The sequence below is a fragment of the Methylobacter sp. S3L5C genome (assembly GCF_022788635.1).
In the GTDB taxonomy this organism is placed as follows: Bacteria; Pseudomonadota; Gammaproteobacteria; order Methylococcales; family Methylomonadaceae; genus Methylobacter_C.
The window spans coordinates 3,698,745-3,719,237 of the sequence record NZ_CP076024.1 but is presented as its reverse complement, the minus strand read 5'-3'; the positions used below and the strand labels follow the sequence as shown (position 1 = coordinate 3,719,237).

The window sequence follows — 20,493 nt, the reverse complement described above, 5'->3', positions numbered from 1 at the left end:
GTGATGATATTCTCTCAACAGTTGCATGTCCAAGATGTCAGTGACACAGGTATGGCGAGGCGCTTGGTAACTTCGCTCTGCCATGAACTGGATTTTAATGAAGTACGCACTGGTGAAGCTGCATTGTTGGTGACTGAGCTGGCGACTAATCTGGTTAAGCATACTGCTGGTGCTGGCGGTGACCTTATCTTTTGTCCGTTGACAGAGGGTGGTACTACCGGTATTGATATTCTCTCGCTTGATAAAGGCCCCGGTATTACCAATATTAGTGAAAGTTTGCGTGATGGTCATTCTACGACTGGCAGTTTGGGTGGCGGTTTGGGTGCCATTCGCCGGTTATCCTCGGTGTTCGATATTTTCTCGGTTCCCGGCCAAGGTACCGCTGTGTTGAGTCGGCTTTGGAAAGATTTACCTAATAAAACTTCCTTGCCGCCGGTGCTCTTGTTGGCTATTGGTGCGGTGTGTCTGCCCGTTTTAGGGGAACAAGCCTGTGGTGATGCATGGGCGATGAAAGCCGGTTGTGACAGAATTTTATTCATGCTCGCCGATGGTTTGGGGCATGGGCCGGATGCGGCAACTGCCGCTAATCTGGCGGTGGCAATTTTTGAAAAATACGCCCCGCGTAGCCCGGAGGTAATGTTGTCGCTGATTCACACAGATTTGCAAAGTACCCGGGGTGCCGCTGTGTCGGTAGTCGAGGTAGCTCTCAAAGAGCAGCTTGTTCGCTATGCAGGCGTCGGTAACCTCTCCGGGCTTATTATTACCGGCGACACTTCCCGGCAGATGGTCTCCAATAATGGCACTGCAGGGGTTGAAGCAAGGACTATCCATGTTTTTACCTATCCCTGGACTAACAATGCCTTACTTATTTTGCATTCTGACGGTATTGCGACCCATTGGTCACTGGCCGATTATCCGGGTTTGGCGTTGAAACACCCAAGCCTTATTGCCGGGGTATTGTTTCGTGATCATCAGCGCTTGCGTGATGACAGTACCATCGTGGTCGCCAAGGCTGACTCATGCAGGGTGTTATTATGAGTACTTGCATTGCCCGTGCCGATATTAAATTTGATCAGGATGTCGTTGCAACGCGACAGCAAGCGAGGCTTATTGCCGGAATACTGGGTTTTGATCGGCAGGATCAGGCTCGTATCGCAACAGCTGTCTCGGAAATCGCCCGTAATGCTCTCCAATATGGGCAGGGTGGCGAAGCTGAATTTTCTATTGAAGGTATTGCCCCGTCACAATGGTTAGCCATTGTCGTGCGTGATCATGGCCCCGGTATTGAAGGTCTGGATACCATTATGGAAGGCTTTTATACGTCAAGTACCGGTATGGGGCAAGGTATCATTGGTAGCAAACGACTGCTACCTGAGCATTTTTATATTGACAGTAAGCTGGGTCAGGGCACTACGGTTACGCTCGGAAAATGGCTTCCAGCTGCTGTCTCACCGGTTATGGACGCTACGTTGGAACGTATCGAAAAAGCGTTGGCTAAGCAGCGCGGTGAATCACCATTGGAAGCAATTCGCAGCCAAAATCACGAATTGCTGGCCGCTCTTGAAGTGATCCGCCAGCGTGATGAAGAGCTGAAACGCATCAATCAAGAACTGATTGAAACCAATATCGGCATCGTCGCCCTTTATAACGAGTTGGATGATAAAACCCAACGACTGCAAAAAACAGAGCAAATGCTCTTGAAGCATAATGAAGAGCTGAAAGGTTTTGCTTACACAGTCGCGCACGATCTTAAAGCACCTTTACGGGGTATCACAGGTTACGCACAAGAGCTGACAATCAAGCACAAAGCAGGACTGAGTGAACGGGCTTTGTTCTGCCTAAGTCAGATTATCTCTGCCAATCGTAATCTGGATCATTTAATTGAAGACCTGCTCAATTTTGTGCGTATGGATACTGAAACTGCCCCGATATTTGTTGAGGTTGATCTGGGTAGCCTGGTTAAAGAGTTATTAAAAGACCGCAGCTTGATGATTACCGAGCTGCATGAAGAAGTGACAATAAACATTCCGTTTATAACATTATTCACGTGGGAATGTGGTTTGACACAGGTACTTGCTAACCTGATCGATAATGCCATAAAATTCAGCGGTAAAGCTGATCCTCCGCGCATTAGTATTCGGGCAGAGGAGCTGGAAGACTGTTATCGAATTATTGTCAGTGACAATGGTATCGGCTTTGATATGAAATATAGCGAGCGCATTTATGGTTTATTTAACCGGCTGGTACGCACTGAGGAATTTGAAGGTACTGGTGCCGGCCTAGCTATTGTCAAGAAAATACTTGATAAAATAGGAGGCAGCATTCGGGCAGATTCAAAACCTGGACTAGGGGCGACCTTTTATGTCGAGTTACCGAAACCCGAAACCCGAAACCCGAAACAAGGTCCTGCGTAATGACTTTTCAATCAAAAAGTGGTTTAGTTGGCACTCAGAGTCGTCCGATTTTGCTATTGGAGGATAACCCGATGGACATTGATTTTGCCCTTCAGGCATTTACGGGAAATCAGATTAATAATCCGGTAGTGATTTGTCGGGATGGTGAAGAAGCGTTGACATTTATTAATGCCCACACGACTCCGGATGATTTACAACTACCTGCGCTGGTGTTGCTGGATCTGCACTTGCCAAAAATAGACGGTTTCGAGGTCTTGCACCAGATTAGACAAGATGTCATCTGGAAACAAATACCTGTTGTCGTACTGACTGTCTCACACGAAATCACTGATATTTCCAGAGCTTATCAGTTGGGTGCCAATTCCTATATTATCAAGCCGCTAAACTTCGCGGACTTTGCCGAAATGATGCAGTATATCAAGGCCTATTGGCTACAGGTAAATCAACCACCTTTTCCCGAACCGGCCAGGAATCAATCATGACAGCCACCTTCCGTCTTCTTTATGTCGAAGACAATCCCCAGGATGCGGATCTGACCCAAGCCTGTTTGGCGGAGTATGCGCCGGAGTTTAAAATCGAGATTGTCAACACCGGGCAGCAGTGTCAGCAGCGCCTACAAGAGGCTACCTTTGACTTGTTGTTACTGGATTATCGACTGCCCGATATGGACGGTATACAGCTGTTAACGTGGCTAATTCACGCGGGTATCAAAATGCCAGTAGTACTGGTAACGGGCGCTCATGACGAGGAAGTGGTGGTAAAAGCGTTAAAGTTGGGGGCAATCAACTACCTGCCTAAAAACAACCATTATTTAAAAATGCTGCCTGAGATATTGCATCTTGCACTTAAGGAATACAAACTTAAACAGCCTGTGGGTTTGCTGGCCGACAGTGATATTCGACGGATTCTTTATATTGAGCATCAGTCGATGGACATTGATCTGACGCTGTCACATTTTGCAGGAACGTTGCCGTATTTTGTTATTGATGTTGTCCAAAATTGTGCGGATGCCTTGGAATGTCTGGCCCAACCACATAATTATAACCTGATTTTAATTGACCTGCGCATGCCCGATCAGAGTGGTTTAAACTTTGTGCGAGAGGCACGAAGCCGAAACCTTACGTTACCTCCGTTTATTATGGTTACTGGCCAAGGCAATGATAGTGAAGCTGTTACTGCCATTAAGTTGGGCGCCGCAGATTATATTGTCAAGCGCGCTGACTATCTTGAACAATTACCCTATCGCATCGACAATGCCATCATTCATGATCGGCTCAATCAATTAAACGGGCAATTATTAACTGAGTTGGCTGCACGCAAGCAGGTTGAAGAGGAGCTGAAAATTGCAGCTCTTGCCTTTGATTCCCAGATGGGGATGCTGGTAACAGATGTCGACGGCACAATTTTACGTATTAACAAGGCGTTTACCACGCTGACCGGTTATAGCGAAGAAGAGGTATTGGGACAGAATCCTCGTCTGTTCCATTCCGGTCAGCACGACAAAGCGTTTTTTGACTCAATGTGGGATACTCTAAAACATTATGGTTACTGGCAAGGCGTGATTTGGAACCGTTACAAGAACGGTAATGTTTACTCTAAATGGCTGGCCATCTCAGCGGTTATTACGCCAGAGGGTAGAGTGACGCATTACGTCGGTAATTATTCCAGTATTATCGAGAATCAGGAAGCGATGGAGGAGATTCATCGCTTGGCTTATTATGATCCACTGACCAAACTTCCCAATCGTCGCTTGTTGCATGACCGATTGAGTCAAGCGCTTATTGCGGCAGGCCGCAGTCGGTTGTACGGGGCAATTTTGTTTTTGGATATTGATAAATTTAAAACATTAAATGATACCCACGGTCACGATGCCGGTGACCAGTTACTGATTGAAGTGGCGCAGCGTCTTCGAAAAGCCATTCGAGAAGTGGATACCTTGGCGCGCTTGGGCGGCGATGAGTTTGTCGTGTTACTGGAAAATCTCAATACAGAAGCTGATATGGCCGCGACTTATGCCAGACAGGTTGGTGAAAAGGTGCGTGAGATACTTGCCGAACCCTATAATATCAATGGTAATGACTACAAATTTCATTGTTCTGCCAGTATTGGCATCGCCATGTACCGAAATTTGGAGACGGTTGATGAACTGCTTGGGCACGCTGACATGGCTATGTATAAAGCCAAAACAGCCGGTCGTAATACGGTGCGTTTCTTTGACAAGACCATGCAGGAGGTGGTAACTGCCAACGCCGGTCTTGAGAAAGACTTACGCTGTGCGTTGGCACAAAATCAGTTAAAGCTATATTTTCAGATGCAGGTTTATCATACCGGCCGGATTATTGGTGCCGAGGTCCTGCTACATTGGGAGCATCCAGAGCGAGGCCTGGTTTCGCCGCTAAATTTTATCCCGTTGGCCGAAGAGACCGGGTTGATATTGCCGATTGGTCAATGGGTACTGGAGACAGCGTGCGCCCAGTTGGAATCATGGGCAAAAAGATCTTCAACGCAACATTTACAGCTTTCCGTTAATGTCAGTGCCCAGCAGTTTCATCAAGATGGTTTTGTTGAGCAGATTGGCGCATTAGTGGAAAAATATAACGTCCGGTTTGACCGACTTAACCTTGAAATTACCGAAAGCTTGCTGCTTGTTAATATTGATGAGGCTATCATCAAGATGAATGAGCTTAAACAAATCGGGGTGCAATTTTCTGTGGATGATTTCGGGACCGGTTACTCATCACTGGCTTATTTAACGCAATTGCCGCTTAACCAGCTAAAAATTGACCAATCTTTTGTACATAATATTGATGTTAAAGTTACCGATGCCCTGATCGTACAGACCATTATTGCCATGGCTGCCAATTTAGGTATGGAGGTGGTTGCCGAGGGCGTAGAAACAGAAGAACAACGTGCTTTCTTAGAGCGTCACGGGTGTTCTATTGTTCAGGGTTATTTATTTGGTAAGCCGGTGCCGCTAGACGTATTTGAGCAGCAATTAAACCGAAGTTAATAAGTGGTTGAAGGCTTGGGAAAGCTGGTAGTCTTAATGAATTGTTGCCAAAATAAAGACGGTAAGGTGCATGAAAAACAGGAAGCTAACCCTCTTTTAGCTTGGTAAATAATATTAGTGGAAGCACTAATGATATCTTTATGGCATATTGCCGACCTTTATCTGCCATATTCATCGCCATAAAGCCGTCTACAGCATGAGCATTGCTGATCTATCTTGGTCGCGACGTATCAATTCTCGAAAATACTCACTGTCATGTCCATATTTAACCGAATCAACTTGGACCTTAAACTTTACTTTGGAAAAGTTCAGTTTGTTACTACTGTTGTTATATTTCAATAGTTATTGTATAGTCAAACAATGGATAAGCAACTTGCAACAACACTTTTTGAATCACTGGCATCCGGTATACGACTGGATATTTTTCGACTGCTTGTTAAACAGGCACCTACGGGGTTGGTTGCAGGTGAAATAGCCTCAATATTAGGTTTGCCTTCAACCAACCTGTCGTTTCATCTCAAAGCCATGACTCATGCCAGTTTGGTTAACGTGACTCAAGAGGGGCGCTACCAACGCTATCGGGCGAATCTTTCAGTGATGCAGTCGTTGATAGATTATCTGACTGCCGAATGCTGTACGGGCAACCCCGAGCACTGTTTTGATATCGATAAGGCAACCTCCTGCTGCGATACCAACTAATTTTTTCTTTAACTTTGGAAGCTATTGATTATGAATGTTCTGTTTCTCTGCACCGGCAATTCAGCGCGAAGTATTATGGCTGAAGGCTTGCTGAATAAATATGGTAATGGCCGGTTTCAGGCTTTTAGCGCCGGTAGTTTTCCTTCTGGTTACGTTAACCCATTTGCCCTTGAGCGTTTGGAGCTGGAAGGTATTTCATTGCCTGATGCACGTAGCAAAAGCTGGGATGAGTTTGCGAAACCTGATGCCGTAGCCCTCGATTTTGTAATCACGGTTTGTGATAATGCCGCCAATGAAATTTGTCCCGTTTGGCCTGGACAACCCATTAATGCTCATTGGGGAGTGGTTGATCCAGCAGTAGCCGAAGAAAAAGAAAAGCGTATTGCTTTCGCTAAAGCGTTTGCCATCCTTGAGCGCCGTATCATATTGTTCACTAGCTTACCTATAGCTAGTCTTGAACGAATGGCACTAGAACGACAAGTTCGCGATATTGGCAACATGGGTGAAGCTTAAAAGAGTTTTACTTCTTCCTTAATGCATCCGATATTTTTTATACATTTAAAATTTACTATCTTTCATGAACGTTTTATTTCTCTGCACCGGTAATTCTTGTCGATCGCTGATTGGCGAAGCCACTTTCAATCATCTTGCGCCAAAAGGTTGGCATGCACTCAGTGCAGGCAGCAAGCCTTTAGGTAAATTAAACAGTCGGGCAGTGGCTTTACTTGAGCAGGAAGGTATTTCTACTGAGGGATATTACAGTAAATCCTGGAATGATCTACCCTTGATTCCGGATATTGTTATTAGTGTTTGCGGCAATGCCGCCAACGAAACTTGTCCCGCCTATTTGGGTTCCGTTTTACGCAGTCATTGGGGTGTCGAAGACCCTGCACATGCTGAGGGTACTGAAGAAGAAATCAAAGCAGCATTTATAGTCGCTTATCGCATTTTGCGCCATCGCATTGAACAATTTCTGGCATTGCCACTGGCTGAATTAAAGCTCGATAACGTACGTTTGAAAGCCGAACTGGACCGTATTGGCACCCTGCTACCCTAATTACCAAGGAATTTTATCATGACAATAATTCAAGTTTTTGACCCTGCCTTATGTTGCAGTACCGGTGTTTGCGGCGTAGACGTTGATGAACAATTAGTCGGATTTTCTGCCGATGTCGATTGGGCAAAGCAAAACGGCGCTCAGATTGAGCGTTTTAACTTGGCTCAGCAACCAATGGTGTTTGCGGAAAACTCTATTGTAAAAGGTTTTCTTGAACGCTCCGGTGCTGAAGCGTTACCTTTGATTCTGATCGATGGTGAAGTAGCGTTGGCCGGGCGCTACCCGAATAGAGCCGAACTGGCACGTTGGACTGGACTTATCCAAACGGAAGAAAAGTCACAGTCCGATTGCTGTAAAGGCAGTCGTTGTTAAAAAAACCGATGGAGATGTCGTCATGACGGATATGAAATTTCTCGATCAGCCACCACGATTCCTGTTTTTTACCGGCAAGGGTGGCGTAGGCAAGACCTCAATCGCTTGCGCCACGGCGATACATTTGGCCGATGCCGGACGACAGGTTCTGTTGGTTAGTACTGATCCGGCTTCCAATGTCGGTCAAGTGTTCGGCATTGACATCGGCAACCAGATTACCGATATTCTGCCCGTGCCGGGTTTGGCTGCATTAGAGATTGATCCGCAAGCCGCCGCCCAAGCCTATCGCGATCGCATCGTCGGTCCGGTACGCGGAATTCTGCCCGAAGCAGTGGTGAACGGCATCGAAGAGCAACTGTCCGGTGCTTGTACCACCGAGATTGCGGCCTTTGATGAATTCACCTCGCTGTTGACCGATTCGGCGTTGACTGCCGGCTACGATCACATCGTTTTCGATACGGCACCCACAGGCCATACCATACGTTTGTTACAACTACCCGGTGCCTGGAGCGGCTTTCTTGAAGAAGGTAAAGGTGATGCGTCTTGTCTTGGCCCGTTGGCCGGTCTGGAAAAACAGCGGGAGCAATACAAGGCAGCAGTAGATGCACTGGCCAATGCAACGAGTACCCGGTTGATTCTGGTGGCCCGTGCCCAGCAAGCGACTTTACGCGAAGTCGCCCGTACCCATGAAGAGCTGGCTGCGGTTGGCTTTCAACATCAATATCTGATCATCAATGGTATCCTGCCTCGCACTGAGGAAGATAATGATCCCTTGGTCGCTGCTATTCATAAACGTGAACAGGCAGCACTGGCTGCCATCCCTGAAGTTTTGAAAACCTTGCCTTGTGACGAGGTCATGCTGAAGTCCTTCAATCTGGTTGGCTTGGATGCCTTGCGCCAATTGCTGGTTGATACTGCTATGCAAGAGCACCTCAGGGTAGATTTGCCCATTGAGCTGGACGAACCCCGTCTTTTTGAACTGATAGATACTCTTGCCAAAGACGGGCATGGCTTGGTGATGTTGATGGGCAAAGGCGGCGTTGGTAAAACGACGCTGGCGGCAGCCGTCGCTGTCGCACTGGCACAGCGTGGACTGCCTGTGCATCTGACTACATCTGATCCTGCTGCGCACTTGACCGAAACGCTCAATGGCGCACTCGACAATCTGACTGTAAGCCGCATTGACCCGGTAGCTGAAATCGAGCATTACCGTGAACATGTTTTGAAGACCAAAGGTGCAAAGCTTGATGCACAAGGTCGTGCGCTGCTGGAAGAAGATCTGCGCTCGCCCTGTACTGAGGAAATCGCTGTATTCCAGGCATTTTCCCGCATTATCCGGGAAGCCGGCAAAAAGTTCGTGGTAATGGATACTGCACCTACCGGTCACACCTTGCTGTTGTTGGATGCAACCGGCGCTTATCACCGTGAAATTACCCGCCAGATGGGCGATTCTGGCCAGCACTACACCACGCCGATGATGCAATTGCAGGACATTAAACAGACCAAGGTACTGATTGTTACATTGGCAGAAACTACCCCTGTGCTGGAAGCTGCAAGCCTGCAAGCCGATTTGCAACGAGCAGGAATAGAGCCTTGGGCCTGGATCATCAATGCCAGTGTTGCTGCAGCGGTCTCCACGTCACCCTTGCTGCGCCAACGCGCTATCAACGAACTGCGCGAAATCAATGCCGTTGCCAAATTGCATGCCCAACGTTATGCGGTGGTACCTATGCTTAAGGAAGAACCGATTGGCGTCAGTCGTTTGCTTGAATTAACAGGTGATAACAAGATCAATTCCGAATGTTGAAAGATTAGGAAACACCTACCGATTAGTGAAATGCTTCAATAACGACACTTGTAAACTGTGCAGACGATCTTGGTCTTGTGCAGAAGAACCATAAAAAATTTCCTGCTACTGGAGTAATCGCCATGAAACGTTTTCATATTCACATTGCTGTTGAAGATCTTGAGCAGAATATTCAATTTTATAGTGCGTTATTTCAAAGCGAGCCGACGCTTCGCGAAGCCGATTATGCAAAATGGATACTGGATGATCCGCGCATCAACTTTGCCATTTCCAATCGGGGGCGTAAACCGGGATTGGATCACTTGGGACTCCAGGTCGAATCCACGGCAGAACTTGAATCCGTTCAACAGGGATTGACCGCTGCGGCGTTACCCATCGTGGCGCAAAAACAGGCCGCCTGCTGTTATGTACAATCTGACAAATACTGGACGGTCGATCCGCAAGGTATCGCCTGGGAAGCTTTTCATTCATTGAATGCCATTCCGATGTTTGGTGAAGATGAGGTCATTCAGCTTGAACCTGCCTCGACCTGCTGCAAGCCGTCGAAAGACGATATAACCTGTTAAAAACGATTATTTCTTAAGTTGCTTGCCGAGAACATTTACTGGAAACCTTGATGACTTTACCTAACTGCCCTAATCCCCGCTTATCCTTTCTTGATCGCTATCTGACCCTATGGATTTTTACCGCTATGGCGATTGGCGTTGGTATCGGCTTTGCTTTTCCGGTTGAGGTTAATGGCTTCAATAGTGCGGTTTCTGTCGGTACAACCAATATCCCAATTGCCATCGGATTAATTCTGATGATGTACCCGCCGCTGGCAAAAGTTCATTACGAGGAGCTGGGCGATGTGTTTCGTAATTGGCGAATATTAACGGTATCGTTAGTCCAAAATTGGATCATCGGTCCGCTATTAATGTTTGTCTTGGCGATCCTGTTTTTACGCGATTATCCGGAATACATGACCGGCTTGATCTTGATTGGTCTGGCTCGTTGTATCGCCATGGTCATCGTCTGGAATGAACTGGCCAGAGGCGACAACCAATATGCAGCCGGTTTGGTCGCATTTAACAGTATCTTCCAGGTATTATTTTATAGTGTTTATGCCTGGTTGTTCATTACTGTATTACCGCCCTTATTTGGCATGCAAGGTAGCTTGGTGACTATTACCATCGGTGAGATTGCCAAAAGCGTCTTTATTTATTTAGGTGTACCTTTTATTGCCGGATTTCTGACACGGTTCCTGCTAATTCGTGCCAAGGGCAAGGATTGGTATCAGCAGCATTTCATACCTAAAATCAGTCCGCTAACACTCATTGCCTTATTGTTTACCATTGTCGTGATGTTTTCACTGAAGGGCGACTTAATTATACAACTGCCTATGGACGTAGTGCGGATTGCCATCCCGCTGTTAATTTACTTTGTGGTGATGTTTTTAGTCAGTTTTGCTATGGGAAAAGCCATCGGCGCGGACTATGAGAAAAGTACCACGCTGGCCTTTACCGCTGCCAGTAACAACTTTGAACTGGCGATTGCTGTGGCAGTTGCGGTGTTTGGCATCAACAGCGGTGCCGCTTTTGCTGCGGTGATCGGACCGCTGATTGAGGTGCCGGTTATGATTGCCTTAGTAAATGTAGCATTTTTTTTCAGGAAACGATTTTATGCTGTAAGGTAAAAATCAGCCAACCTTGATCAGTTCTTTATAATCTAGTTCAACGGCAGAGTAATCATGACCAAGTCAGTAGATATAGATATTTTAGGCACCAGTGCCTAAAAATGGCCAAAACACAGATCTTTTTTGGCATTAAGTCTTGAACGGAAAGCATGTTAACGTGTATTCTGAGAGTAACCAGATAGTGAGGATACAGTCATGAGCCACCCTATAAAGTTATTACGGGTCATATTTCAAGACCCGATCAGCGGTAATATCCATTGGCGTGAAGTCGAATCTTTGCTTCATCACTTGGGGGCCCGAATTGAACCCAGTCATGGAGCCCGTTTTCGTGTAATTCTGAATGAGGTTGAAGGTATTTTGCATCATCCGCATCACGGCAGTGTTTGCAATAAGCAAGACATTAAGCATCTGCGAGAATATCTGGTGCAGGCTGGTATCAGTCCTTCACTTTACGATGTGTAAACAGACAAATAGCACTCTGACCCCGTGTTTATTTTAGGGTAAATTTTTTAGCCAGGCTCAAAATCAAGCAAGCACAGTTGTTTGGCTTTATGTAATCGTCCGCTTAACAACGCCTCTTTAAGGGCTTCAATACGCAGCATATAAACCTCAGTATGTTCACCAAAGGCTTGGGGCAAGTGATGACGTTCCAGTCGCGATAAATGACCATCAAAAGCTGCAGATACACTGAGTAAATCAAGAATAAAATAACGTTCCCGCAGGCTGACTTCATTGAGTAGGGTTAAAAAATCTGCCCAGTTATCATACTCACAACGTTCGTCTGTTTCGAAGTTTTTGCACAGCTCAATTAATAAAACCAGCATATTAGGATGATGATTTTGTGATAAGATCATCATGGTGGCGACAGCGCGAATAGCGCCTTCTTTGGCTTTAGCCGATAACTGGGAAATAAATTCGGGCTGCATGATTTCATCGGTAATATGCCGCGCCAAACGATTACCAAATAGTCGTAACCGGGCTTCTCTGGCGACTTTATACATGACGACAGCATCCCAAATACCGGTGACAGGGATCGCAACCCAGGCAAAACCTAAACGTGAACTGCCTTTACCAAAAACACGTACGCAAACAAATTTAATGAACAAGCTACTTAACAGCACTTTTGCTTTGTATAACAGGCCTATAAACAATAATCCGGATTTTGGTACATGTTTAAGCGGATCAATGCCAAGATAGTGAATAACAGGATCAGGGACTTCCAAAGCAGCTCTGGCCAACATATTAGGCACGGTATAAGCGTCGTTTAAAAGCGGGTCATCATGTAAATCATGATGTCCAGTCAAGCAGGCAAGCTGGTGTACGGTTCTCAGTCCCAACCAAAATAATACCGTCATTTCAAGCGCCAACATGGTGCTGATCACGAGCAGATAACCACTGTAGTAAAGAAAATCATCCAGGCGTCCCGCATATTTCCATTCAAACCACACACTAACTACCGTCGTTAAAGCGCCAATACCAAAAGCAATGAAAGCCGCAAAATGGGTAATATTATTGGCCGCTGAACTTAAGTTATCATCCGAGGGTAAATCATCAATTGCCACCAATGCCTCTACGTTGGTAATGCCGGATTTTTTAGCCAGATATTGATAATACTTAACGTCCCTGTCTTCTAAAAAACCGGCAGGGTTTTTGCGCTGAAAATTTGATTTTTTGGTCGTTGAGGTATTTTGTGACATAGGGATTGATGAGTTAATAACGCTACTGATTTAGTGCTTGAATCATGTGAGGCACTAAAATTGTAATTAAGAGCAAGGACATTACAGGGCGAAGTAAATTGACTATTTTCATATTGTGATCTTTAAGCGCACTAACTGCATGGTTTGTGGCAGAGAAAGTGAAGAACATCAACATAACAGTCACTATCGTTGAATCAGCGTATCTACCCCAATTCAATACATAGACTAGAACGGCCGTAAGAGCAGTAGCGGCATTATTTAGTCGCGATTGAATTTGATAGGCTTTGTTCGGTATATAGCCAATCTTTTCCGAGGCGGCGTCTCCACATAACAAACCCTCCAAAGCTACTGTTCCTGACATTAACAAAACAATGAATGGACCCATGATGTGGAATCGTGAAATTGGATCGTTACCAAAAAAGTAAGCAAAAAATATAATGAGGCTTATTCCTAAAGGCCGAATCCATTCCATCATGGAGACTAATTTCTTCTTGTCAAATTTTGGCATCATTCATTCGCTGCGTGGATTCTAAAGATTCTGGCCGGAAATATAGCATACCAATCACTGACTACGTAATGTATGGATACTTTTGTTAAGGGTTATCTGCTGATTGTCGATACTCATAATTAAAATGATACGAGGCATTGCAAAGCCACCTTGCAGTGGCTTTACTTCATACCTGAGGGGCAGTCATTAATTACCTGGCCCCACTAAAGTGACCTCAATACGGCGATTCTGCGCTCTGCCATCAGCCGTGTCATTGCTGGCAACAGGATTATTTTCACCAAAGCCTTGTGCCGAGATAATAGTGGGATCGACTCCCTTCTTGAGCAAAAAATCAACCACTTCATCCGCGCGTTTGGATGACAAATCGAGATTCGAGACGATACCCTGACGCTTAAGGTGTCCTCCGATTGGAATATTGTCGGTATATCCGGCAATCACAACCTTGGTTTGATGCAAACCCGACAAGGTGGGTACCAATTTGACAAGAACTGACTGGGCAAAGGTACTTAGTTTATATCCTCCTTCCGGAAACAGAAGATTATCCAATAGTGTAACTTTTAGCTCGCCCTCAAGCAGAACAATCTTTGCCTGATCAGCACTAAAAGCCTCTTCCAATTGATCGTATTGCTGTTGCAAGGCGTTATAACTGCTTGTTGTCGTAACACACGCGGTTAAAAAAACCAGCACGAACAACCCCAAAATTTTTGTAATTATCTTGTTCATTTTTTGTCTCCCATAGTGTTTTTAATAAAACTGTGCGATGTTTAGCTATACATATAGATAGTTAAAAAAGCTAGTCAACCGAGAATGCCAAGGTTCATTTATCAACTTGGCTATGGCTCTCAATGCCCAACCAGATTAACCAGAGCGGCCAGATTACCAGTAAAGCCCAATCGGTTGCAATGACATAATTTTAGTCACTGTTGACCGGTATATTCTTTCTAAAATTTGTCAGTGTTTATGGCCTAAACCAGGCCATTCGTTTGGATGCAATGGTTTTATAAGCTACTTATATATGTGGTAAGCGTTTAAATATTAAGAACCATTCTTTGGAAATTGTCTTTTTCTATTTGACGCGAACCAACTCTTGCCAATTGGTTGTATAGCGGGGTGACACCCGCTCTGCTTTGGGCTTCCAGGATTTATCAAAGCCAGTGGCAGCTACTGAAATAGCCTTAGGAAAGCGTTGGTTGATACTATCCATGGCTGCCATTAATAAACGGTTTTCCGTAGGCAAGTTGCTATCTACAAAATCGAATAATTCAAGCTGAGACGCTGATTGTGAATGAAGTTGACTAAGATGAACACCACATTTCTGGTAGCCGTAACCGGTTTTGAAAATTGCCGTTAGCAAACGGTTGGCTGTGGCGATCAGTGTGCGGGTGTCTTGGGTGGCGGTATCGAGCTTGACAGTGGCCGAACGCTGATATTGCGGTTCTTGGGTATTGAACGGACTGGTTCTGATAAAAACCGTGATGCAACGGGTCACCGAATGTTGTCTTCTAAGCTTTTCTGCGGCCCGACTGCAAAACTCGGCTAAGGCTGCGGACAGTTCTTTGTACTCGGTCAGTCGACGACCAAAACTGCGAGAACAGACAATCTGCTGTTTGTTGGCGGCAATCTCTTGTAGTTCCAAACAGGGAATGCCGTTCAATTCCAATACGGTTCTGGCAACCACAATAGTAAACTGACTTTGAATGCGTTTACTGGATTGTGTCGCCAAGTCCCAAGTACTATAAATGCCAAGTTGATTCAATTTTGCCGTAGTTCGTGAACCGATGCCCGACACTTCGCCGACCGGCACGATGCGCATCAGTTTTTCGCGGCGCACAGGGTCTGACAAATCCAACACGCCACCGGTTTTTAGCTGCGAAATTTGCCAGTTTGGCCAGTGTTTTTATTGGCCCCATGCCAACACAGATGGGAATGCCGGTTGTACGGACGACAGCTTTTTTGATTCGGTGGCCGTAAGCAATCGAGTCTTGGTGGCAAACGCCAGTTAAATCCAAAAACGCCTCGTCGATGGAATAGACTTCCAGGCTGGGAGCAAATTCTTCTAAAATTGACATTACCCTCGCTGACATGTCCGCGTACAACGAATAGTGTGATGAAAACAGCTGAATCTGATGTTGATTAATTAGTTGCTGAATCTGGAACAGCGGAACCCCCATTTTTATCCCCAAGTCTTTCACTTCCTTGCTACGGGAAACCACGCAACCATCATTATTACTGAGCACAGCCACCGGCTTGCCGATTAAATCAGGCTGGAAGACACGCTCACAAGATACGTAATAATTGTTGCAATCAGCTAAGGCAATCAGTGGCTGAATTATACGGCATGAATTACGTTAGTCACTACGCCCCAGATCACCATGTCTAGCTCATCGTAAATGACGATATTGGCATAAGCCGGATTTTCTGCTTTCAATTGCCATTGCCCCTTATCCTGCGCCAAGCGTTTAACGGTTAATTCGCCATTTAAGGCACAAATCACGATTTTACCCGGCACGGCTTCAAGGGAACGATCAACGACTAAGATATCATTGGGATGGATGCCGGCACCGAGCATGGATTCGCCTTGCGCACGAACAAAGAAGGTTGCCGCAGGTTTTTGTACCAACAGTTCGTTCAAATCCAGATTTTTCTCGACGTAATCATCGGCAGGTGAGGGAAAACCTGCGGCGACTTTACCGCTGAATAAGGGTAAGGGCATCACACAAGGCCGTGGCGTCGGCAATAGCACAGTAAAAGAAGTCATGATCATAGGTACTTGGTAGGGGGGGGGGTAAGGGCAAAGGATATCTTTATGTTTTCTTTTTGTTCTCTTTTTATTGCATTCTAGTTTATTTTTGCTAAAATGACAAAAACTTAAAGCAGATCGAGAGACCACCACTTATGAGTGTATTAACCCGGCGACAACGAGAGATATTCAATTTTCTTCGTGACAACACCGACAGTTTTTCTCGCCCGCCCAGCCTGGATGAACTTTGTACGGCACTGGGCATGGCCTCGCGAGGCTCTTTGTACAAGCACATCATGGCGTTGATTAAAGCGGGTCTGGTAGAGCCTTTTACCGGCAATAAACAAGGCGGTGTTCGCTTGACTGCTCAGGCGCAGGGTGATGATTCCGGTTCTGAGCAAGGCTTGCCTTTTGTCGGATCAATCGCCGCCGGTAAGCCGATTGAAGCACTGGCAACCATCAGTTACATGACTGTCCCGGATGCACTGAAAACCGATAAATCCTGCTATGTGTTGCAGATTAAAGGCGACTCCATGATTGAGGCCGGTATTTTTGATGGTGACTGGGTGGTTATCGAGCAACGTGACTATGCAATTAACGGGGAGATAGTAGTCGCCTTGATCGACAACTTTGAGGCCACCCTGAAATACATTGAGCAGACCGCCGAGCAAGTGCTGCTGCTGCCCGGCAATGCCCACATGTCAGCGCTGTCTTATCGTCCCGAACAAGTTACCATTCAGGGCGTGTTAGTCGGGCAAATGCGCAGTTACCGATCACATTAATTACATTCTTATAACGAGGAGAACAACCATGCCACAAAGAATTCACATGCACGATCAGGTCTTTAATAAAGTTGACGATATTATGAGACATTACAAAAAAAAGCCGGTAGAGCACTTGGTACAGCGAGTAAAGCACTTTATTAAACATACCTTAATTATTTGAAATATGTATTGGCTCATGCAATGGTAGTTGATAGACAAGGCAGAATGCTGCTTTTTTATTCTCGCATAACCTCCTTGTCTCTTTCCCGTGTTGTAAACAAGGTTTCTTTTAAACAATATGTGACTATCCATAAATGAACGAACAACATTAAAAAATTTACTATGGAATTTTTGAGAATTTTATGTAGCGTCACACAATTCGTCTCATGAGTCACATACACCTTTTAATATCACATGAATAGCGTTAGTACCAAGGTGATGGAAATCAAAAACATTGAAAATAACTCATCACTAAATTACACTAAGTGACATTTAGTGATGAGTAGAAATCAATGCAACCTATACGGCGTTTAATGCAAAGCTTGGCTCAGTTAGCCGGTCCAGAGCATTATCTTTTTACTCCTGATGACTTGAGGGCTATTTTGCCTGATCTGACGGAATCGGCTTTTAATACGCTTTTAAGCCGTGCCGCCAAGCAATGTCACTTGATTAGATTATGCCGAGGGCTCTATCTTTTTGATAAAGTCGCACCCATTAGCGGACTTTTATTGTTTCATGCTGCAGCAAGATTACGTGCAGATTATTTAAATTATATTAGTCTGGAAACTGTACTTAGTGATTCGGGCGTTATTTCTCAAATACCGATCAATCGAATTACCGTTATGTCATCAGGACGGAGTAGTGTAATTTCTTGTGGTCGGTGGGGCTCGATTGAGTTTGTTCATACCTGTCAAAAGCCTCAGGAACTCGTTGATCAAATATATTATGACACCCGCTGCAAGCTTTGGCGTGCTAAGGTACCCCAAGCCTTGCGTGATATGCGGGCAACCCATCGTAGTACAGACTTGATAGATTGGAGTGTTGCCAATGAACCGGTAATTGTCAATGTAGTTGTCGCATCGACGGTTAAATCTTACTCTGGTTTGTTTTCTGAATAATCACTTCCTTGATAGCATTTTTTTGTTTAGGCCTTGTCTGGGTTAAGGTGGACTGTCTGGATTTTTCCCCAATTACGGGAGCTTCCAGTCCAGCGTTGCGGATGTTTAGCACGTGCTGCTTTGTAGACGGCTTTACGGTTATCCAGAAGCTTGTCGTCCAAGCCTTCATGACGTTGTGCTGGTGTAACAAAGCGGATAGCGCTGTGACGATGCTCATGGTTGTACCATTCCACTAAGCTTGTGACCCACTGACGCGCTTCCGTAACATCGGCGAACGGCTTTAGCGGATAGTTAGGACGATATTTCAAGGTCTTAAACAGCGATTCTGAGTACGGATTATCGTTGCTAACCGATGGCCGACTAAACGAAGGCATGACACCAAGCTGTTGCAAGGTCGCCAGCATAGTCGATCCCTTCATTGGGCTGCCGTTGTCAGAATGCAGGATAAGCTGTTCTGCCTGTATACCTTCACGATGACAAAGATCACGTAACAATTCGCCAGCCAAGGCGCTGTTTTCTTCTTCATATACCTGCCAACCGACGATCTTTCGGCTGAAAATATCAACAAATAGATACAGATAGAAAAACTGTCCACGGATCAGTGATGGCAGATAAGTAATGTCCCAACTGTACAGTTGATTAGGTGCTGTAGCACAGACCGCGCGCGGCTTGGTGCGTATTTGAACTGGCCGTTCGCTACGCCGATGGGTAAGCTGTTTTTCCTCGCGCAGGATGCGATAGAAGGTCGACTCAGACGCCAGATAGCTGCCTTGGTCGGCCAGTCGTGGCACGATCTGACTCGGTGGCAGATGACCAAATTCATCTGAATTGGCGAGTGTCAGCACCTCGGTGCGCTCGATTGCTGTTAGTTTGTGTGGCGGTTGATAGTCACGCAAAGGGCGTTGATCGCAGTGAATCGTCTCACCGGTCTGCCAGCGTTGCAAGGTCCGTTCGCTCAGGCCCAGCACCTCACAGGCTTTAGCTTTGCGAGCCCCCGCTGTTACCGATTCATTCAGTAAAACAATCACTTGCTTGCGCTCTTCGTGGGGAGTCATTCGACCTCTCCCCCCAAGAGCGCACGGAACTTTTTTTGCAGCACCAACAGCGCTGCGGCCTCTGCCAAGGCCTTGTCTTTACGTAATAATTCGCGCTCAAGAGTTTGGTTTTCTTCTTTCAATGTACGTAAAATCCGCGCTTCTTCACGTTTGCCTACTGAGTCACCCTGGCTACAAAAATCTGTTTTCCACTGCTCCAGTTGATGAATAAAAACGCCGCGTTCACGACACCAGGCATTTAAGTCTTCACCGATCAAATTATAGGTTTTTTGTAAAGCGGTAAAACGTTCTTCAGAACTCCAATCCTCGGGACGCTTTGATTTCCGGGGTGCAGGTTTGACGTTCTGTTCCTTCTGTTTCATCCAAGCCTTCAAGGTTGTTAAATGGATATTCAATTCGTTTGCGACGGACTGAACTGATTGGTCATTACCACGATTGTATACTTTTACCAGGGCCTGCTCTCTGAAGCCTACTGAATACCTTTTATATTTTTTCATTTTGAATCTCAAATTTTATTTTTTCTTAAAATTTGAGGCGACAACTATTCTGACGCAGGGGGTGAACTTATTTGATCAATTGGTCGATGAGGCATTAAAGAATCAGCAAGAGTTAGCGTCACTGCGTATGGTGGTCGAGAAAGAACTGCTACATCACGATATTTTGCGGGTGTTAAGTCAATCAGGCATGTTGGCTCAACTCACCTTTATCGGTGGTACTTGTTTACGTGCATGTTATGGCTCTAATCGACTCAGTGAAGATCTTGATTTCACGGGAGGTGTCAACTTTGATCGGGATAGTTTGACAGCTATGGCAGACGTATTGGTAACGAAAATGATGGCTAAATACGGTCTTGAAATTACAGTGAGTGAACCAACTCGAGATGTAGGCAACGTCGATACCTGGAAGTTGAAGGTGCAAATGCGACCGGGGCGTAAAGATCTACCGGCTCAGAGAATCAATATTGATGTGTGTGCTATTCCAAGTTATCAACCACGCCCTATGCTTTTATTAAACCCCCATGGCGTTGAGATGGGTACCAGTGGTTTAATTCTGCAAGTTGAAAGCCGGGAAGAAATTTTTACTGACAAGCTTTGTGCCTTTGCACTTCGACCCAATCGAATTAAGAATCGCGATTTATGGGATATAACCTGGTTATATCAACAAGGTGTAAAACCACAAATGGACTTAATTCCAGTAAAGCTAGCAGACCATAAAAGTGATCCTCAGCAGTTTTTGGATCTGTTTGATAAGCGTTGTGCATTACTCAAAACAGATCCCAAGGTAGCGTTAGAGTTTAGAAAAGAGATGCGACGTTTTTTACCTTCCGAATTGGTCACTCAAACTGCAGATCAGCAAGCCTTTTGGGATTTTCTGGCTAACCTTATCGATAACTTATCCTCGCAAATTCGGCATACTTTATTAGAAGAGAGGCTTGTCTCGGGATTTCAGATGTAAAGCTTAATTTGAATCATGAAACAAAAGCAATAGGACGGGATCCACATCCAATATAAAAAAATAGCTTGCTACATGAACATAATCCTTATAGCTAATTTTAAAAGAATCCCTTATGCAATACC

General features: G+C 45.4%; 20 protein-coding genes and 2 pseudogenes. 16 read left to right on the top strand and 6 right to left on the bottom strand.

Going from position 1 to position 20,493, the window contains the following annotated elements:
* The first annotated feature begins 3 nt into the window (after nt 1–3).
* The 12 genes from KKZ03_RS16855 (at nt 4) to KKZ03_RS16800 (ending at nt 11,496) form a co-directional block, all read left to right on the top strand.
* A complete protein-coding gene (locus KKZ03_RS16855; RefSeq protein WP_243221661.1) occupies nt 4–1,038 on the top strand; it encodes a SpoIIE family protein phosphatase in 1,035 nt (344 codons plus the stop codon).
* Nucleotides 1,035–2,414: an ATP-binding protein gene (locus KKZ03_RS16850; RefSeq protein ID WP_243217948.1), complete on the top strand. Its 1,380-nt coding sequence runs from the start codon at nt 1,035–1,037 to the stop codon at nt 2,412–2,414. The genes KKZ03_RS16855 and KKZ03_RS16850 overlap by 4 nt, the downstream gene beginning before the upstream one ends.
* On the top strand, nt 2,414–2,896 hold the full coding sequence (locus tag KKZ03_RS16845) for a response regulator (RefSeq protein ID WP_243217947.1): 483 nt from the start codon (nt 2,414–2,416) through the stop codon (nt 2,894–2,896). Before KKZ03_RS16850 ends, KKZ03_RS16845 begins: the two co-directional genes overlap by 1 nt.
* The gene (locus KKZ03_RS16840; protein ID WP_243217946.1) at nt 2,893–5,424 is read left to right on the top strand and encodes an EAL domain-containing protein; all 2,532 of its coding nucleotides are present in this window, start codon (nt 2,893–2,895) and stop codon (nt 5,422–5,424) included. Before KKZ03_RS16845 ends, KKZ03_RS16840 begins: the two co-directional genes overlap by 4 nt.
* A gap of 360 nt (nt 5,425–5,784) precedes the next feature.
* The gene (locus tag KKZ03_RS16835; protein ID WP_243217945.1) at nt 5,785–6,123 is read left to right on the top strand and encodes a helix-turn-helix transcriptional regulator; all 339 of its coding nucleotides are present in this window, start codon (nt 5,785–5,787) and stop codon (nt 6,121–6,123) included.
* Between the two features lie 30 nt (nt 6,124–6,153).
* Nucleotides 6,154–6,636 (top strand): arsenate reductase ArsC, encoded by a 483-nt coding sequence (locus KKZ03_RS16830; protein WP_243217944.1) that lies wholly within the window; start codon nt 6,154–6,156, stop codon nt 6,634–6,636.
* Between the two features lie 64 nt (nt 6,637–6,700).
* Nucleotides 6,701–7,180, top strand: a complete 480-nt coding sequence (locus KKZ03_RS16825) for an arsenate reductase ArsC (RefSeq protein WP_243217943.1) — start codon at nt 6,701–6,703, stop codon at nt 7,178–7,180.
* An 18-nt stretch (nt 7,181–7,198) separates the two neighbouring features.
* Nucleotides 7,199–7,552: an arsenite efflux transporter metallochaperone ArsD gene (gene arsD, locus KKZ03_RS16820; RefSeq protein WP_243217942.1), complete on the top strand. Its 354-nt coding sequence runs from the start codon at nt 7,199–7,201 to the stop codon at nt 7,550–7,552.
* A gap of 31 nt (nt 7,553–7,583) precedes the next feature.
* Nucleotides 7,584–9,359, top strand: a complete 1,776-nt coding sequence (gene arsA / locus KKZ03_RS16815; protein ID WP_243221659.1) for an arsenical pump-driving ATPase — start codon at nt 7,584–7,586, stop codon at nt 9,357–9,359.
* 122 nt (nt 9,360–9,481) lie between these two features.
* Nucleotides 9,482–9,925: an ArsI/CadI family heavy metal resistance metalloenzyme gene (locus tag KKZ03_RS16810; RefSeq protein ID WP_243217941.1), complete on the top strand. Its 444-nt coding sequence runs from the start codon at nt 9,482–9,484 to the stop codon at nt 9,923–9,925.
* 50 nt (nt 9,926–9,975) lie between these two features.
* A complete protein-coding gene (arsB, locus tag KKZ03_RS16805; protein ID WP_243217940.1) occupies nt 9,976–11,034 on the top strand; it encodes an ACR3 family arsenite efflux transporter in 1,059 nt (352 codons plus the stop codon).
* A 195-nt stretch (nt 11,035–11,229) separates the two neighbouring features.
* Nucleotides 11,230–11,496, top strand: a complete 267-nt coding sequence (locus KKZ03_RS16800) for a type II toxin-antitoxin system HicA family toxin (protein ID WP_243217939.1) — start codon at nt 11,230–11,232, stop codon at nt 11,494–11,496.
* A gap of 47 nt (nt 11,497–11,543) precedes the next feature.
* On the opposite strand, the gene KKZ03_RS16795 is transcribed toward KKZ03_RS16800, so the two are convergent.
* The 5 genes and pseudogenes from KKZ03_RS16795 to KKZ03_RS16775 all read right to left on the bottom strand — a co-directional run bounded on the left by KKZ03_RS16795 (nt 11,544) and on the right by KKZ03_RS16775 (nt 15,952).
* Nucleotides 11,544–12,731, bottom strand: coding sequence for a hypothetical protein (locus tag KKZ03_RS16795; protein WP_243217938.1), 1,188 nt, complete (start codon nt 12,729–12,731; stop codon nt 11,544–11,546).
* A 22-nt stretch (nt 12,732–12,753) separates the two neighbouring features.
* Nucleotides 12,754–13,242, bottom strand: a complete 489-nt coding sequence (locus KKZ03_RS16790) for a DUF6790 family protein (protein WP_243217937.1) — start codon at nt 13,240–13,242, stop codon at nt 12,754–12,756.
* Between the two features lie 183 nt (nt 13,243–13,425).
* A complete protein-coding gene (locus KKZ03_RS16785; protein WP_243217936.1) occupies nt 13,426–13,962 on the bottom strand; it encodes an OmpA family protein in 537 nt (178 codons plus the stop codon).
* Nucleotides 13,963–14,305: 343 nt separating this feature from the next.
* Nucleotides 14,306–15,569: pseudogene (locus KKZ03_RS16780) on the bottom strand (Y-family DNA polymerase).
* A complete protein-coding gene (locus tag KKZ03_RS16775) occupies nt 15,569–15,952 on the bottom strand; it encodes a LexA family transcriptional regulator (RefSeq protein WP_243221657.1) in 384 nt (127 codons plus the stop codon). Before KKZ03_RS16775 ends, KKZ03_RS16780 begins: the two are co-directional and overlap by 1 nt.
* Nucleotides 15,953–16,134: 182 nt before the next feature.
* Here KKZ03_RS16775 and lexA point away from each other — a divergent pair, with 182 nt between their 5' ends.
* From lexA to abiEi, 3 genes are all read left to right on the top strand, one after another.
* The gene (lexA, locus tag KKZ03_RS16770; RefSeq protein WP_243217935.1) at nt 16,135–16,761 is read left to right on the top strand and encodes a transcriptional repressor LexA; all 627 of its coding nucleotides are present in this window, start codon (nt 16,135–16,137) and stop codon (nt 16,759–16,761) included.
* Nucleotides 16,762–16,789: 28 nt separating this feature from the next.
* Nucleotides 16,790–16,924 (top strand): hypothetical protein, encoded by a 135-nt coding sequence (locus tag KKZ03_RS21850; protein ID WP_256451980.1) that lies wholly within the window; start codon nt 16,790–16,792, stop codon nt 16,922–16,924.
* A 331-nt stretch (nt 16,925–17,255) separates the two neighbouring features.
* Complete coding sequence (abiEi, locus tag KKZ03_RS16765) at nt 17,256–17,861, top strand: type IV toxin-antitoxin system AbiEi family antitoxin (protein ID WP_243217934.1); 606 nt, start codon at nt 17,256–17,258, stop codon at nt 17,859–17,861.
* 26 nt (nt 17,862–17,887) lie between these two features.
* On the opposite strand, the pseudogene KKZ03_RS16760 reads toward abiEi, so the two are convergent.
* Nucleotides 17,888–19,413, bottom strand: a pseudogene (locus tag KKZ03_RS16760) (IS3 family transposase).
* Between the two features lie 61 nt (nt 19,414–19,474).
* Here KKZ03_RS16760 and KKZ03_RS16755 point away from each other — a divergent pair.
* Nucleotides 19,475–20,371 carry a nucleotidyl transferase AbiEii/AbiGii toxin family protein gene (locus KKZ03_RS16755; RefSeq protein WP_243217933.1) on the top strand — a complete coding sequence of 299 codons (897 nt, stop codon included), beginning with the start codon at nt 19,475–19,477 and terminating at the stop codon, nt 20,369–20,371.
* The last annotated feature ends 122 nt before the right edge of the window (nt 20,372–20,493 follow it).